Origin of the sequence: Edwardsiella sp. EA181011 (assembly GCF_000800725.1) — a bacterium.
Classification (GTDB): domain Bacteria; phylum Pseudomonadota; class Gammaproteobacteria; order Enterobacterales; family Enterobacteriaceae; genus Edwardsiella; species Edwardsiella anguillarum.
The window spans coordinates 3,164,860-3,180,212 of the sequence record NZ_CP011364.1; the positions used below are offsets into that span (position 1 = coordinate 3,164,860).

General features: G+C 60.3%; 10 protein-coding genes and 2 pseudogenes. 4 read left to right on the forward strand and 8 right to left on the reverse strand.

The annotated features are described in order from the left end of the window. Positions 1-125 precede the first annotated feature (125 nt). The 3 genes and pseudogenes from QY76_RS14020 to pepN form a co-directional block, all read right to left on the reverse strand. Positions 126-503: a VOC family protein gene (locus QY76_RS14020; RefSeq protein ID WP_034164395.1), complete on the reverse strand. Its 378-nt coding sequence runs from the start codon at positions 501-503 to the stop codon at positions 126-128. A gap of 183 nt (positions 504-686) precedes the next feature. Continuing rightward, positions 687-1,636: pseudogene (locus QY76_RS19740) on the reverse strand (LysR family transcriptional regulator). 161 nt (positions 1,637-1,797) lie between these two features. Continuing rightward, positions 1,798-4,419 carry an aminopeptidase N gene (pepN, locus tag QY76_RS14030; RefSeq protein ID WP_045424858.1) on the reverse strand — a complete coding sequence of 874 codons (2,622 nt, stop codon included), beginning with the start codon at positions 4,417-4,419 and terminating at the stop codon, positions 1,798-1,800. A gap of 353 nt (positions 4,420-4,772) precedes the next feature. Between pepN and pncB the strand changes: the two genes are divergently transcribed. The 4 genes from pncB to QY76_RS14050 all read left to right on the forward strand — a co-directional run bounded on the left by pncB (position 4,773) and on the right by QY76_RS14050 (position 10,495). Next, positions 4,773-5,978, forward strand: coding sequence for a nicotinate phosphoribosyltransferase (gene pncB, locus QY76_RS14035; protein WP_034164398.1), 1,206 nt, complete (start codon positions 4,773-4,775; stop codon positions 5,976-5,978). 221 nt (positions 5,979-6,199) lie between these two features. Then, the gene (asnS, locus tag QY76_RS14040) at positions 6,200-7,600 is read left to right on the forward strand and encodes an asparagine--tRNA ligase (RefSeq protein ID WP_034164399.1); all 1,401 of its coding nucleotides are present in this window, start codon (positions 6,200-6,202) and stop codon (positions 7,598-7,600) included. Positions 7,601-7,923: 323 nt separating this feature from the next. After that, positions 7,924-9,054 (forward strand): porin OmpC, encoded by a 1,131-nt coding sequence (gene ompC, locus QY76_RS14045; RefSeq protein WP_274553846.1) that lies wholly within the window; start codon positions 7,924-7,926, stop codon positions 9,052-9,054. Positions 9,055-9,301: 247 nt separating this feature from the next. Then, complete coding sequence (locus QY76_RS14050) at positions 9,302-10,495, forward strand: amino acid aminotransferase (RefSeq protein WP_034164400.1); 1,194 nt, start codon at positions 9,302-9,304, stop codon at positions 10,493-10,495. Between the two features lie 90 nt (positions 10,496-10,585). Here QY76_RS14050 and QY76_RS19745 read toward each other — a convergent pair whose 3' ends face one another. The 5 genes and pseudogenes from QY76_RS19745 to flgK form a co-directional block, all read right to left on the reverse strand. Continuing rightward, a complete protein-coding gene (locus tag QY76_RS19745; protein WP_371201645.1) occupies positions 10,586-10,840 on the reverse strand; it encodes a cysteine hydrolase family protein in 255 nt (84 codons plus the stop codon). Beyond that, a complete protein-coding gene (locus QY76_RS14055; protein ID WP_338272517.1) occupies positions 10,726-11,433 on the reverse strand; it encodes an isochorismatase family protein in 708 nt (235 codons plus the stop codon). Before QY76_RS14055 ends, QY76_RS19745 begins: the two co-directional genes overlap by 115 nt. Positions 11,434-11,482: 49 nt before the next feature. After that, positions 11,483-12,070, reverse strand: a complete 588-nt coding sequence (gene rclC / locus QY76_RS14060; RefSeq protein ID WP_045424856.1) for a reactive chlorine resistance membrane protein RclC — start codon at positions 12,068-12,070, stop codon at positions 11,483-11,485. 672 nt (positions 12,071-12,742) lie between these two features. Further along, a complete protein-coding gene (flgL, locus tag QY76_RS14065) occupies positions 12,743-13,678 on the reverse strand; it encodes a flagellar hook-associated protein FlgL (protein WP_045424853.1) in 936 nt (311 codons plus the stop codon). A gap of 14 nt (positions 13,679-13,692) precedes the next feature. Then, positions 13,693-15,332, reverse strand: a pseudogene (gene flgK / locus QY76_RS14070) (flagellar hook-associated protein FlgK). Positions 15,333-15,353: the final 21 nt, after the last annotated feature.

A 15,353-nucleotide genomic window follows, 5' to 3' on the forward strand; every position in this document is an offset into this window, starting at 1 on the left:
ATCTGCTGACCACGCCAACCTATTATTTCCCCCACCGTTCGGGGGAAAGGAAACCGCGAATACCTACCATGGCCAACCGCTGTAATAATGGAATTAGATTATTATGCTATCGGTAAGCCCATCGCTTATTTATATACGCTGATCTCGACCAGATTGCCGTCAGGGTCGCGCAGATAAAGGCTATCAATCGGCCCCTGCGCACCGGTGCGTGGCACCACGCCGAGCTCGATCACCAGCCCGCGGCTCTCCAGCTCAGCCTTGATTTGTTCGATATCACCCTCGGCGGTAAAGCATATATCCATACTGCCATAGGTCACGTTTTGCGCCGCCGGGGTAAATTCAGCCTTCTGACGGTGAATATTGATTTTTTGGTTGCCAAACGTCAGCGCCAGGCGACCATTGCGGCTGTCCAGCGACATCCCCAGCCCGGCGACATAAAACGCCAGCGTTTTCTCCACATCCTGAACCGTAATCACTACATGATCTATTCCTGTAATTAACATAAAACACCTCATGATAAATCAGCGTGATAAATATAATTTTCCCTGATGCTCCATCCACGGCGGCCGCGACCAATGAATAGACTTACACTAATCGCCGCGCCGGGCGCAGGCAAAGGAATTTTACGCCATCGCCGATTCCACAATGGAAAGCACCGCGGGTATCCCCGCCCGGGGATGCCCCGGCTATTTCAGCAGGTAGCTATACAGCATCCGCGCCGCCGGTAGCGCCTGCGCCTCCTGGCTAATGGAGACATACAGCATTCTTTCCGCCCACTCATCGCGCAGCGCGATGGCGCGGATCCCCTGCTGGTGCAGTCCAACCCGATCCAGCGTCTGCGCCGGCAGTATGCCGACGCCGATCCCGGATCTCACCATCTGGCAGATGGCGCTGAAGTCGTTGCTGCGCATGGTTACCCTCAGCTCCCGCCCGGCCAGGGCCGCCTGGGCGGCGATACATTTATAGATGGCGCTGTTGAGATTGAAGGTCACAAAGCTGTAGTCCAGCGCGCGGGCAAACCACACCCGCTGCTGCGAGGCCAGGGGATGCGTCTCGGCCACCAGCAGCACCAGGCGATCGGCGTTATATTCCCCCCCTCCAGCCCTGCGGCGGCGGCGGCGGCAAAATAGATGCCGATATCGGTGCGGTTCTCCGCCAGCGCCCGCCTAACGTCGTCGCTGTCGGTTTCGGTCAGCATGATGCCGATATCCGGGTATTGACGCAGAAAGGCGCTGATATCGTGCGACAGAAACTGAATAATGGACGAGGTATTAGCCAGCAGGCGGATCTGAAGCTGCTGGCGCTGACGCAGGCGCTGCACCGTTCCCCACAGGCGATCCAGGCTGCCCACCAGATAGCCCGCCTCGCAGAGCAGGGCCTCTCCCTCGCGGGTCAGCGCCATCTTCCCGGGCAGACGCTGGAACAGCGTCAGCTGCGTAATAGTCTCCAGCTCATGAATCCGCTTGCTGACCGCCGACGGCGTCATATGCATCAGCTCGGCGGTCTTTGACATGGAGTGATTGTCCGCGATCAGGCAAAACAGGGCGATGGTTTTAACATCGATACGCTGTAAAGGATTACTCATCGTCACCCCGCATCGGTATATCTCCGTACCGGGGAGCGTCCCCGGCATCATCTCCGCTATATAAGCCCCATCGCCGCCGTTCGCCCAGCACTATTTTCCAGAACTCTGCGCCAGAGCACGGCCTGCCTCCCCCGACGCCGCGCGCCGCGGCGGCAAAAAAATACCGGCCCGCAGGCCGGTAGGGTCATGGACAGGCGTCCCGCGGCAAGCGATCAGGCCTCCAGCGCCCGGGTGATCTTCTCATACAGATCGCCGGAGAGACTCTCCAGCGCCAGCAGGGACTCCAGCTGCTGACGCATCAATGCCTGACGCCCGGCGTCATAGCGCTTCAGCCGGATCAGCGGATCCACCATGCGGGCGGCGACCTGCGGATTGCGGGTGTTCAGATCCGCCAGGATCTCCGCCAGAAAAGCATAGCCAGAGCCGTCCGCCGCGTGGAACGCGCGCGGGTTAAGCTGGGCGAAGGCCCCCACCAGCGCCCGGGTGCGGTTGGGGTTGCTCAGGGTAAATGAACGGTGCTGCAGCAGCGCGCGCACCTGAGCCAGCACCCCGTCATCCGGCGCGGTCGCCTGCAGGGTAAACCACTTATCCATCACCAGGCCATCCTGATGCCAGCGCTGGTCGAACTGCGCCATCAGCGTATCGCGGCAGGGCAGCTGTGCGGCAACCGCCGCCGACAGGGCGCCGAGCGCATCGGTCATATTATCCGCATCGCGATACTGGGCGCTGACCAGGGCATCCGCCTGGGCCACGTCGTCGCCAAACGCCAGGTAGCGCAGGCAGACGTTACGCAGCGCCCGCCTGGCGATATCGCCATGCTCGATACGGTACTCCGGCGTGGCGTTGCGCTGATACGCGTGCAGCCACCCCGCCGCCAACTGTTGGGCCAACAGGCGAGTCAACGCCTGGTGCACCAGGGCGATGGCCTCGGGATCGATCTGGCTGAACAGCTCGGCCATCTCCACCTCTGACGGCAGGGTCAGGATCTGCGCACGCAGCGCCGGATCCTGGCTCTCATCCGCCAGCACGCCGCCAAACGCCGCCATCACGTGCTCCGGCAGCGACAGCGGCTGTCCCTGCTGGCTGCGCGAGACGTTCAGGCGCACATACTTGGCCAGCAGCATCTGCGCCGCGTCCCAGCGGGCAAAGTCGTTGCGCGCGTGCTGCATCAGGAAGGTCAGTTGGCGATCGCTGTAGGGGTACTCCAGGCGTACCGGCGCGGAAAACTCCCGCAGCAGCGACGGCGTCGGCGCCTGCGGCACGTTGTCGAAGGCGAAGCTCTGCTCCGCTTCGGTCACGCTCAGTACGTTGCCGGCCGGCGCGCCGTCCATCATCAGCGGGATCACCTCGCCCTGGTCGTTATACAACTCAATATCCAGCGGAATATGCAGCGGCCGCTTTTCCACCTGATCCGCCGTGGCGGGGGTCGTCTGAGTCACATACAGCCGGTACTGCCGGCGCTCGGCGTCATATTCGTCGCGCACCGTCAGCAGCGGGGTGCCGGACTGGCTGTACCAGCGGCGGAACAGCGTCAGATCGATGCCAGAAGCGTCCTCCATCGCCTGGACAAAGTCGTCGCAGGTCGCGGCGCTGCCGTCGTGACGCGTAAAGTAAAGCCGCATCCCCGCCTGGAACTTCTCCTCTCCCAGCAGGGTGTGCATCATGCGGATCACTTCGGCACCCTTCTCATACACCGTCAGGGTGTAGAAGTTATTCATCTCGATCACTTTGTCGGGACGGATCGGGTGCGCCATCGGGCCGGCATCCTCGGCGAACTGGGCACCGCGCAGCACCCGCACGTTGTCGATGCGATTCACCGCCCGCGACCCCAGATCGGAGCTGAACTCCTGATCGCGGAATACGGTCAGCCCCTCTTTCAGGCTCAGCTGGAACCAGTCGCGGCAGGTTACCCGGTTGCCGGTCCAGTTATGGAAATATTCGTGGCCGATCACCGACTCGATGTTCAGATAGTCTTTGTCGGTGGCCGTCAGCGCCTTGGCCAGCACAAACTTGGCGTTGAAGATGTTCAGCCCCTTATTCTCCATCGCCCCCATATTGAAGAAGTCCACCGCCACGACCATATAGATATCCAGATCGTACTCCAGGCCAAAGCGCTGCTCGTCCCAGCGCATGGCGTTTTTCAGCGAGGTCATCGCCCAGCCGGTGCGATCGAGGTTGCCGCGATCGACGTACAGCTCCAGCGCCACCTGGCGCCCACTGCGGGTAATAAAGGTATCGCTCAGCCGATCGAAGTCGCCGGCCACCAGGGCGAACAGATAGCTGGGTTTGGGAAACGGATCTTCCCACTGTACCCAGTGGCGCCCGTCCTCCAGCTCGCCCTGGCCTACGCGGTTTCCGTTGGACAGCAGGTAGGGATAGCGCGCTTTGTCCGCCACGATGCGGGTACGGAACCGAGCCAGCACGTCGGGGCGATCCAGATAGTAGGTAATATGGCGGAAGCCCTCGGCCTCGCACTGGGTGCACAGCGCCTCGCCCGACTGGTATAGCCCCTCAAGGGCGCTGTTTTGCGCCGGATGGATCTCGTTGACGATGGTCAGGGTAAACTGCGCCGGCAGCCCGTCGACGATCAGCTGATTGCCCTCAGTCCGGTACTCCGTCCAAGCGACGCCGTCCACGGACAGGCTGCGCAGGGTCAACGCCTCGCCGTCGAGCACCAGAACCGCCCCCGGGCTCCCCAACCGCGTCACCTGACTAACGGCCGTCACCGTTGTGCAGTCCGCATCGAGTACAAAATCCAGGTCCAGATCGGTGATGGTGTAATCCGGCGTTTTATAGTCGCGGCGATATTTCGCCTGTGGTTGTTGTTGCGTCATAGCTACCCTTAATTGGCTGTCTTTGGAGGAGCGTCAGGTCGCCCGACCCCGTCGGTCGGGTTACCTGTGCAATCCATACGGCGCCGTATCAGTCCGGCGCCGCACACGCCCCGCATCGTCGCAGCATATAGTGTGCGATGGGATAGTGCCATACTACCCAATCGACGGCGTTAACACACCGCGCAGAGTGCGATCGACCGCGGCGCCATCCGGCCGCGCCGCGCTGGCTGGGGCGCCCAATCCGCAACCTATCAGGCGCTAATTGCGCAGATTATCGGTTCATTCTGCGTATAAACTAGGTATACTCCTTCGACTTTTGTCAATAATCCCTGACGAGGATGCAGTAACGCGCCATGACTCAAGATGTCTCCCCGATTATCACTTCGCTGCTGGACACCGACGCCTACAAACTGCATATGCAACAGGCGGTGTACCATCGTTACCGCAGTGTCAGCGTTGCGGCGGAGTTTCGCTGCCGTGGCGATGAGCTGCTGGGGGAATACGCCGACGAGATAGCCAGCCAGGTCAATCTGATGGGGCAGCTGGCCCTGACGCAGGATGAGTATGACTATCTGGCCGCCCTGCCCTTCTTCCAGCGCGACTATCTTGACTGGCTGCGTACCCTGCGCCTCGATCCGCGCCGGGTGGCCATCAGCAACGATCGCGGACGCCTTAATATTCGCATCAGCGGCCCGTGGCGTGAGGTGATCCTGTGGGAGGTTCCCCTGCTGGCGGTGATCAGCGAGGTGGTGCACCGCCACCGCTCGCCCCATATCACCCCGGAGATCGCCGTGGCGCAGCTGCAGCGACGCCTGAATGAGTTCCATCATCTCAGCGCGGACGTCGATCTGCGCGGTTTCCGCCTGATGGACTTCGGCACCCGTCGCCGCTTCTCTCGGGCGGTGCACCAGGCCATCCTGGCCACCCTCAAGAGCGAGTTCCCCTACCTGAGCGGCACCAGCAACTACCTGTTTGCCAAACAGATGGGGCTGACGCCGCTGGGCACCCAGGCCCATGAATGGTTCCAGGCCCACCAGCAGATCTGTCCGGTGCTGGCCAACAGCCAGCGGGCGGCGCTGCAGTCCTGGCTGGATGAGTACCCCGATCAGCTGGGGATCGCCCTGACCGACTGCATCACCATGGATGCGTTTTTACGCGACTTTGGCAGCCAGTTCGCCGGGCACTACCAGGGGCTGCGCCATGACTCCGGCGATCCCATCGCCTGGGGAGAAAAAGCTATCGCCCACTATGAGCAGCTGGGGATCGACCCGCAGGATAAGGTGCTGGTCTTCTCCGACAATCTGGACCTCCCCAAAGCGCTGGCGCTGTACCGCCACTTCCATCACCGCATCAACCTCAGCTTCGGCATCGGCACCCGCCTGACCTGCGATCTGCCCGGCGTACGTCCGCTGAACATCGTCATCAAACTGGTGGAGTGTAACGGTAAGCCGGTGGCCAAGCTCTCCGACAGCCCGGGAAAAACCATCTGTCAGGATGCCGCCTTCGTTAAGGCGCTGCGCAAGGCGTTCGATCTGCCGCTGGTCAAGCGCGCCAGCTGACCTCCTCTCCGGCGCAGCGCCGCTGGCGCTGCGCACCCGGCATCGCCCCTGCCATAACGCCGTTCCCGGCGCAAGGGCGCTAAATCCACGAAAAAGTTGCCCCGCGGGCGCTTAATTCCGCTTGTGTCTGTTTGCATGACAAGTAACATAGCACCATGCCCTCCACCCGTGAGGGGGTAAGGTTATTTGTCAATCAAGATTAATATAAAAGAGAGAAATCTATGAGCGTAGTGCCTGTAGTCGACGTACTGCAAGGCCGCGTGGCGGTAGACACTGAGGTCACCGTTCGTGGCTGGGTACGTACCCGGAGAGATTCTAAAGCCGGTATCTCCTTCCTCGCCGTTTATGACGGCTCCTGCTTTAATCCGTTACAGGCCGTCGTGAATAATTCTCTGCCGAATTATGAAGATGAAGTGCTGCGCCTGACCACCGGCTGCTCCGTGGAAGTCAGCGGCCGGGTCGTCGCATCGCCGGGCGAAGGCCAGAGCTTCGAGCTGCAGGCCACCGCCATTCAGGTGGTCGGCTGGGTCGACGATCCGGATACCTATCCGATGGCCGCCAAGCGCCACAGCATCGAATACCTGCGCGAGGTCGCCCACCTGCGTCCGCGCACCAACCTGATCGGCGCCGTCGCCCGCGTGCGTCACACCCTGGCACAGGCCATTCACCGCTACTTCAACGACAACGGCTACTTCTGGGTCTCTACGCCGCTGATCACCGCGTCGGATACCGAAGGCGCCGGTGAAATGTTCCGCGTCTCCACGCTGGATATGGAAAACCTGCCACGCACCGACGCGGGCAAGGTGGACTACAGCGAGGACTTCTTCGGCCGCGAAGCGTTCCTGACGGTGTCCGGTCAGCTGAACGGGGAAACCTATGCCTGCGCGCTGTCCAAGGTATACACCTTTGGTCCGACCTTCCGCGCCGAAAACTCCAACACCAGCCGCCACCTGGCCGAGTTCTGGATGGTCGAGCCCGAGGTCGCCTTTGCCGACCTGAACGACATCGCCGGCGTCGCCGAGGGCATGCTGAAGTATGTCTTTAACGCGGTGCTGGAAGAGCGCGCCGACGATATGGCCTTCTTCGCCCAGCGCGTGGATAAGGACGCCATCGATCGCCTGCAGCGCTTTGTCTCCTCCGATTTCGCCCAGGTGGACTACACCGACGCCATCACCATCCTGGAGAGCTGCGGCAAGCAGTTTGAGAACCCGGTATTCTGGGGCGTCGATCTCTCCTCTGAGCACGAGCGCTATCTGGCCGAGCAGCACTTTAAGGCGCCGGTGGTGGTGAAAAACTACCCGAAAGACATTAAGGCGTTTTATATGCGCCTCAACGAAGACGGCAAGACCGTCGCCGCCATGGACGTGCTGGCGCCGGGGATCGGTGAAATCATCGGCGGTTCGCAGCGTGAAGAGCGTCTCGATATGCTGGACAAGCGCCTGGATGAAATGGGCCTGAAGAAAGAGGACTACTGGTGGTATCGCGATCTGCGCCGCTACGGCACCGTGCCGCACGCCGGGTTCGGTCTCGGCTTCGAGCGCCTGGTGGCCTATGTTACCGGCGTTCAGAACGTGCGCGACGTTATTCCGTTCCCGCGCACCCCGCGCAACGCAACATTCTAATCAAGCCTGTAGCGTAAAAAACACAAAGTGGCAACAAAACAGGGGGTCAGCACAGCTGACCCCCTGTTTTTTAAACTTAGACCTGTGTCACAAAGTTCCTCAATTCTTACAATTTGAAACACATTATTTCATTCTGTTACCGCTATAAGGTATTTGTATCATTTTGCCGGTGGATTATCCGCGGTACGAATGGAACACTGCCAACCAGACACAGGAAGACACCATACTCTCTAGCTTAGTTCCGCAGGGGGTTAAAAAAGTTCCCGATGGGATCAAATTAGGCAGTGGCAGGTGTCAAAAAAATAAAACCAATGAGGGTAACAATGATGAAACGCAATATTCTTGCAGTGGTAATCCCGGCTCTGCTGGTTGCCGGCGCGGCCAACGCGGCCGAGCTGTACAACAAAGACGGCAACAAGCTGAGCCTGTATGGTAAAGTTGACGCCCGTCATAAATTCACCAGCGACAAATCTGACGACGGCGATCACACCTATGCCCGCTTTGGCTTCAAAGGCGAAACCCAGATCAACAGCGAACTGACCGGTTACGGCCAGTGGGAAGCTGAAGCGAAAGCCAAAAAACCGGAAAGCGATTCCGGTAACTTCAAAACCCGTCTGGGCTTCGCCGGTCTGAAATTCGCCGACTACGGCTCTCTGGACTACGGCCGTAACTACGGCGTCGTATACGACGTAGAAGCCTGGACCGACGTGCTGCCGGTCTTCGGCGGTGACACCTACACCTACACCGACAACTTCATGACCGGCCGTACCAACGGCGTTGCAACCTACCGCAACAACGGCTTCTTCGGTCTGGTTGACGGCCTGAACGTGGCCCTGCAGTACCAGGGTAAAAACGGCACCAAGGGCGAAAGCAACAATGGCCGTGCTGACCTGTCCGAGCAGAACGGCGACGGCTTCGGTATGTCTGCCTCCTACGACCTGGGCTGGGGCGTGAGCGCTGCGGCGGCTTACTCTACCTCTAACCGTACCCTGTCTCAGAAGCATGGCCTCGCCGTTGGCGACATCGCTGAAGGCAACAAGGCTCAGGCATGGACCACCGGTCTGAAGTACGACGCCAACAACGTCTACATTGCCGCCATGTACGCCGAAACCCTGAACATGACTCCGTTCGGTAAATCTACCAGCGTTGACGGCGGTGGCATCGCTAACAAGACCCAAAACTTCGAAGCCGTGGCTCAGTACCAGTTCGACTTCGGCCTGCGTCCGTCCATCGCCTACCTGCAGTCTAAGGGCAAGCAGCTGGGTCTGGACTCTAACCTGAATAAAGATCTGGTTAAATACGTTGACCTGGGCGCGTCCTACTACTTCAACAAGAACATGTCCACCTACGTTGATTACAAAATCAACCTGCTGGACGGTAACGACGACTTCTACAAAGCTAACGGCATCACCACTGACAACGTGGTTGGCGTAGGCCTGATTTACCAGTTCTAATCCCGCGCGGCCACCGGTCGCCATGGATATCCTATCAGGCAGGGCTCAGGCCCTGCTTTTTTATGGTTTTTTGCGCGCCGCCGGCGCTCGGTGCCGTGCTGCTTGCGTTTGTTTTTGCAGTATTTATTCCGTATTCCCCACCCTGCGCGCCACTTTATCGTCTTTTTCAGCCAAACGGTTGGCAAGGGTTTTCCATAGCGGTAATCTGTCCCTTCACTGGCTTAACTGGACACATGGAAGCTCTCGCATGTTTGAAAACATCCCTGCTGCACCCGCCGATCCAATCCTGGGGCTGGCCGACCTGTTTCGCGCCGATGCGCGCCCGCATAAAATCAACCTGGGCATCGGCGTCTATAAAGACGAAAGCGGTAATACGCCGGTGCTGACCAGCGTTAAAAAGGCCGAGCAGTATCTGCTGGAGCATGAGACCAGCAAGAACTACCTGAGCATCGACGGGATCGCCGCCTTCGGCCAGCGGACCCTGGCACTGCTGCTGGGCAGCGACAGCCCGATTATCAGCGCCGGGAGGGCGCTCGCAGCGCAGACGCCCGGTGGCACCGGAGCGCTGCGCGTCGCCGCCGACTTCCTGGCCAGTAAAACCAGCGCCAAACGTATCTGGGTGAGCAACCCCAGCTGGCCGAACCACCGCAGCGTTTTCAGCGCCGCCGGGCTGGAGGTGTGCGAATACGCCTACTATGACGCCGATAACCACTGTCTGGACTTTGCCGCGCTGCAGGAGAGCCTCTCCCAGGCACAGCCCGGCGACGTGGTGCTGTTCCACGGCTGTTGCCATAACCCGACGGGGATTGACCCAACCGCGGCGCAGTGGGAGGCCCTGGCGGAGATGTCCCGCAGCAATGGCTGGCTGCCGCTGTTCGACTTCGCCTATCAGGGCTTTGCCCACGGGCTGGAAGAGGACGCGCAGGGGCTGCGCCTCTTTGCGGCCCGCCACGACGAGCTGATCGTCTGCAGCTCCTACTCCAAGAACTTTGGCCTGTACAACGAGCGCGTCGGCGCCTGTACCCTGATCGCCGCCGATAGCGGCAGCGCCGCCAACGCCTTCAGCCAGATCAAGGCGGTGATCCGTGCCAACTACTCCAACCCGCCGGCCCACGGCGGCGCGATCGTCGCCACCATTCTGGGCAACGATGCGCTGCGCGCCATCTGGGAGCAGGAGCTGACCGATATGCGCCAGCGCATCCAACGGATGCGCCAGCTGTTCGTGAATACCCTGCAGGAGAAAGGCGCCGATCGTGACTTCAGCTTTATCATCCACCAAAACGGCATGTTCTCCTTCAGCGGGCTGACCAAAGAGCAGGTAGGCCGTCTGCGCGACGAGTTCGGCGTCTACGCCGTCAGCTCTGGGCGCATCAACGTGGCGGGGATGACGCCGGACAATATGGCGCCGCTGTGCGAAGCCATCGCCGCCGTACTGAAATAACCGTGGGATAGCGCATACGGCGGGCCACCCTTCTCCGGGGGCCCGCCGTTTTTTATATCCCTGAGGGTTGCCTATGCGCGCCGTGCGTCATTAGCTCAGGGCGGCCATGCGCTTGAGGGTTTCCGCCGTCGTCCACAGATCGTTGGCGATGAAGCGGTAGTTGATCAGCGCCGCCTGATAACCGTCCCCCTCCGGCGCGCGTGGCCCGGCGGTGGCATCTTTCACCACCATCACCTCGAAGCCCTGCTCCACCAGCTCACGCAGATGCGATTCGATGCACAGGTTGGCTGCCATGCCAGCCAGCAGGATCTGCGAGATCCCCCGCTTGCGCAGCTGAAGCGCCAGATCGTTACTCTCCGGACCGAAGATCTTATGCGGTGAGCGATGATGGTTTCACCGTCCAGGATATAGGGCTTAAACTGCGGCATGAAATCCGCACCCGAATCGTTGAACCCCTCCAGCGTCAACGGCCCCTTCCGGTCGAACATAGGGGTATTATGCATAAAGTGCTCACCCGGCCCGCCGAATAGCCATTGATGATCGTAGGGATAATAGTAGTGGGGGGAGACCGCCACCAGCATCCCCTGGCGCTTAGCCTGGCGAAACAGCGCCTCCAGGTGCGCGACGGTGTTATTCTCCGTCACGCTCTCCCCGAGCACCGACCAGCCGGTCCCCTTCGGGCTGAGGAAGTCGATCTGCGGATCGACCACCACCAGCGCCACCCGTGGCTTCTGTAAATTGACGCCGAGGCGCGGCAAGCCATACGCCTTCGGCTCCGCGTAGGGATCGTCATTAGCCTTATCACCGCTGGCGGCGTGCGCCAGCGTCGATCCCATGGCGGCCAACCCGACGCCGGCGACGGCCAGCCTGACCCCTTTACCGATCGCTTCACGCCGAACCATCGGCTGTTCCAACTGCGGCCCTGCTTTCTGCTTCATATGATTTCCTCGCTGTGATAAGTCACGCGCTGCTAACGTGCCCCGTCACTCAGGCCGGCGCACGCAGCCGCGCCTGGCAGGTGCGGGATGAGGCGACGATGCAGTTGGCCGAGTGCACCATGGCCACAAAGGCCGCCGCCAGCATAATCACATCCTTCAATACCAGTCGCCCGGCTCCGGAGAGGTAGGGAAATCCGGTATGGGCGTCAGCGCCATGCACCCAGGTCTCCGGGGTAAAGATCAAGAATGTCAGGGTGACGAAAGGGGTCAGGAAGGCGAGCGTCGCCCCCCAGAAGCCGATGCGCGGCGAAACGTAGTGCGCCAGGATCAACAGGCTGAACACCACCTCGATCACGCCGAGGCCCGTGGAGTAGCCGTAGGTATTGTTGGCCAGATGCCAGGCTCGGTGCGCCTCGATCAATTCCCCTTCGTGATTTATAAACGAGGCATAGTTAGCCGGATCGTTATAGAAGAAGGACATGAACGGACTATTGGCGACAAAGGGCACGATGCTGTCGGCCTCATAGGGGATAAACTTCAGCAGGCCGATCCAGAGAAAGACCAAGGCGATGGCCAAGCGACAGAGCGTGGCGGCGAGCGCCTGCTGCTGCGCGAGGCGCTGGTAAAGTGTCGACATGAGAGGAGCTCCTTTAGGGGATAAATAAACCTCACCCGTTATACCCAAGGCGCCGATGTAACAACATGTGGCAACGTCTCAGCCTATTGTGCTCCCGTCTCAGTGCAGATTCCCTGTGATCCCTCCCGCGCTTTCACCTTCGCCCAGAACGACAGGCAGGCCATCCCTCTCCGCCGCCCCGGCCGAAGAGGCTACCTGCGCCGAGCGCATGTTCTTGACGGCGCATCCGGCACCGCGCTACCGGACGTTCGCCGCTAATGGGTTCGCGCCTGTCCGTCAACGGGCTAGCGGAATACGCGGGCGATAACGGCGCCCTCAGCGCATCGCTTCCCTCGGGCGGGATATGCTCCTCCGCGGCGCGGCGTATCCATCGTCTCAGCGTAGAGCCCTCCGCCCCATTCCTCGCTCTCCGGACCTCTGCGCCAAACCGCCAAACGTCAGGCTACGCCTGACCTGCCGATCCCCCATAAAGCCCGCCCCCTCTTCGGGGGACGCCCTAGCCGCATGGCGATGGCTTGCTCGCCCCTTGACGTAAGGCGCGTTAACAGCATGGTCAGGGGGCTTGCACACTGACGCATGGCGGGCAATTCCCCCAGGCCTGGCGCAGAAGGCAGAGCAAAAAAAACGCGGCCCGAAGGCCGCGTCCCTATTCTGATCCGACGCAGAAGGCGTTTAACGCATCATCTGAAACAGCGACATCCCCTGCATATCCGAGAAGACCTTATAGGAGGCCTGCAGCGAAACCTGGCGGAACGTGTAGTCGGTGATGGCCTGATTCCAGTCCACATCCTGTACGCTGCTGATACGCGTCTTATAGGTGATCGCATTTTCATCGCCGATGGCGTCCAGCGAGTCCAGCTCGTTCAGTTGGGTCCCCAGTTCGGCGCGTACCCGGGAGACGTTATTCAGCGAATTACGCAGCCCGCGGTTGGCCGAGTCGAGCTTGTCTGCAACCGCTTTCTTCGCGGCATCGTCGGTGCCTTCCAGCGGCGTCTTCAGCGCATCGATCGACTGCTGCAGCGAGGCAAAGATATCCTGCTCGCCCGTGCCGGGTTGGAACACCTGGTTGCCCATATGGCTCACGGTCATGGTACGCGCCGCATCCACCTGCTGGGTCAGCGCCTTGTTGCCCCCACCATAGGTGACCTCGCTGGCCGCCCCCTTGGTGAACGGCGCCGCATCGCTCTTATAGCCGGCAAAGATATAGCGTCCGTTGCCGTCGGTGCTGTTGGCCAGGTTAAGCAGCTGATCGCGCATACTCTCCAGCTGGGTCGCGATCGCCGCGCGATCGTCGTCGCTCTTGGTCCCGGAGGACATCCCGTCGACCAACACCGGCGTGGCGTTCTGCAACACGTTAGTTACCTGCTGCAGCACGCTCTCCTCCATGGAGGTGCTCTGACGCGCATAGCCACGGGCCATGCCGTACTGTTCGTTCATGGACTTGGCCTGGTTCAGCCCCACCAGCTGGGAGGAGCTCAGCGGATCGTCCGAGGGATTGATCACTTTCTTACCGCTGTCCAGCTGCGCCCCGATGCGCTGCCACTCCGACTGGGCATCGAGAACGCCGTTCATATTCTGCTGATATATCATGCTAGTGCTTAAGCGCATGGCGGTGTATCCCCTTATCGAATGTCAAGCAGAGCATTAAACATCGACGTGGCAGTCTGGATCACCTGCGCATTCGCCATGTAATACTGTTGAAAACGCACCAGGTCGCCGTACTCTTCGTCCAGGTTTACCCCGGAAACGGACTGCTGCTCTTTGGTCAGCTGCTTCACCACGTTGCCCTGGGCCGTGCTGTCCACCTTGGCGCCGTTGGTCTGGTTACCGATGGTGCCCACCAGCCCGGCGTAGGCGCCGCTCAGGGTAGCCTTGCCGCCGACGATCTTCTGATTCTGCAGATCCAGCATCTTCTGTGCGTTGGTGTTGTCGCCCACCTCGCCTTTGGCGCTCCCGGCGGCAATCTTCGCCGGATCGCTGATCTTGACGTCAAAACCGCTGATGGCGGTGGAGGTGGTGCGCAGCTTAAAGCTATCGTTCTCCGCCGGCGTATCGTTAATCTTCACCTTCAGCCCGTCAAACTTCAGCACCGTATCACCACCGTCGGCCTCCGGCGTTATCGTCTGATGGGTTCCATCCGCCAGACGGGTGACGTTCCACTTACCGTCTTTAAAATCGATGCGATAGTCGGTGGCCTGCACCTTGGAGATATCGTCATAGCTGGCCGACAGCGACGTCTTCGAGGTGTTATTAGTATTAGCCAGGCTCTCCGGCTGACCAAATCCAAACAGATCGCCACCCTTGTCGCCGTTGAGGTCAACCCCTTCCGACTGAACCTGGTTAAACGCGTTAGCCATGCTCAGCGCAATCTGCCCCAGCTGATTACGGGTATTATCCAGCGCCTCATTGCGGAAGCGGAAGATACCGGCCATGCTGCCGCCGCTGATGCGCGCTTCGGGCACTTCGCTCAGGCCGTTGCCGCGATCGTAGGCCAGCGTGGTCCGCGACGGATCGCTGCTGGATGGCACCGCCTTCACGCTGTAGGCATCGCCCCCTGCACCAGCGACAGGCCGCCGGCAAACGAAACATTCATCGCCCCGTCCTGCATGCTGATATCGACATTGACGATCTGATTCAGCTCGCTGGCCATTTTGTCGCGCAGATCCAGCAGATCGTTGGGCGCGGTGCCGCCGCTAGCGCCGGTCAGCTCGGAGATGCGGTTGTTCAGATTGGCGATCTGCTTGGCATAGTCGTTAATCTGTTCGGCGTTATTGCTCACCGTCACGTTGGTGCTGCTTTCCAAATTACGCAGATACGCATCGGTGGTTTTAAACTGGGCCGTCAGGCCATTGGCATTGGAAATCACCGTCTGACGCGCGGCGGAGTCGCTCGGGTAGCTCACCAGGTTTTGCAGGTTCTTAAAGAAGTTCTGCATATTGGCGGACAGGCTGTTGGTGCTGTCGGCCAGCAGGTTGTCAATCTGGGAAATCTGCTTGTGATAGGTCGACGTCGTCGCTAAATCGCTCTGTCCCTGGCGCAGCTGATTAACGATGAACTGGTTGTATTCGCGGTTGATCCCGCTGACCACCACCCCGTTACCGATAAAACCGGCCGGCGTGCTGGTGCCGTTGTTTTCGGCAAAGCTGACGGTTTGGCGGTTATAACCTGCGGTATACACGTTATTGATGTTATTGCTGGTGACAGCAAGCGCCGTCTGCGCGGCGCTCAGACCGCTCATTGCGTTGTTGATTAAGTTAGCCATGCGGTTTCCTTTGCACTAAAA

What these genes read in the sequence shown, in the direction of transcription:
- flgL (WP_045424853.1), bottom strand. Translation starts at nt 13,678, where the DNA reads ATGCGCTTAAGCACTAGCATGATATATCAGCAGAATATGAACGGCGTT.
- QY76_RS14020 (WP_034164395.1), bottom strand. Translation starts at nt 503, where the DNA reads ATGTTAATTACAGGAATAGATCATGTAGTGATTACGGTTCAGGATGTG.
- rclC (WP_045424856.1), bottom strand. Translation starts at nt 12,070, where the DNA reads ATGTCGACACTTTACCAGCGCCTCGCGCAGCAGCAGGCGCTCGCCGCC.
- ompC (WP_274553846.1), top strand. Translation starts at nt 7,924, where the DNA reads ATGATGAAACGCAATATTCTTGCAGTGGTAATCCCGGCTCTGCTGGTT.
- QY76_RS14050 (WP_034164400.1), top strand. Translation starts at nt 9,302, where the DNA reads ATGTTTGAAAACATCCCTGCTGCACCCGCCGATCCAATCCTGGGGCTG.
- asnS (WP_034164399.1), top strand. Translation starts at nt 6,200, where the DNA reads ATGAGCGTAGTGCCTGTAGTCGACGTACTGCAAGGCCGCGTGGCGGTA.
- QY76_RS14055 (WP_338272517.1), bottom strand. Translation starts at nt 11,433, where the DNA reads ATGAAGCAGAAAGCAGGGCCGCAGTTGGAACAGCCGATGGTTCGGCGT.
- pncB (WP_034164398.1), top strand. Translation starts at nt 4,773, where the DNA reads ATGACTCAAGATGTCTCCCCGATTATCACTTCGCTGCTGGACACCGAC.
- pepN (WP_045424858.1), bottom strand. Translation starts at nt 4,419, where the DNA reads ATGACGCAACAACAACCACAGGCGAAATATCGCCGCGACTATAAAACG.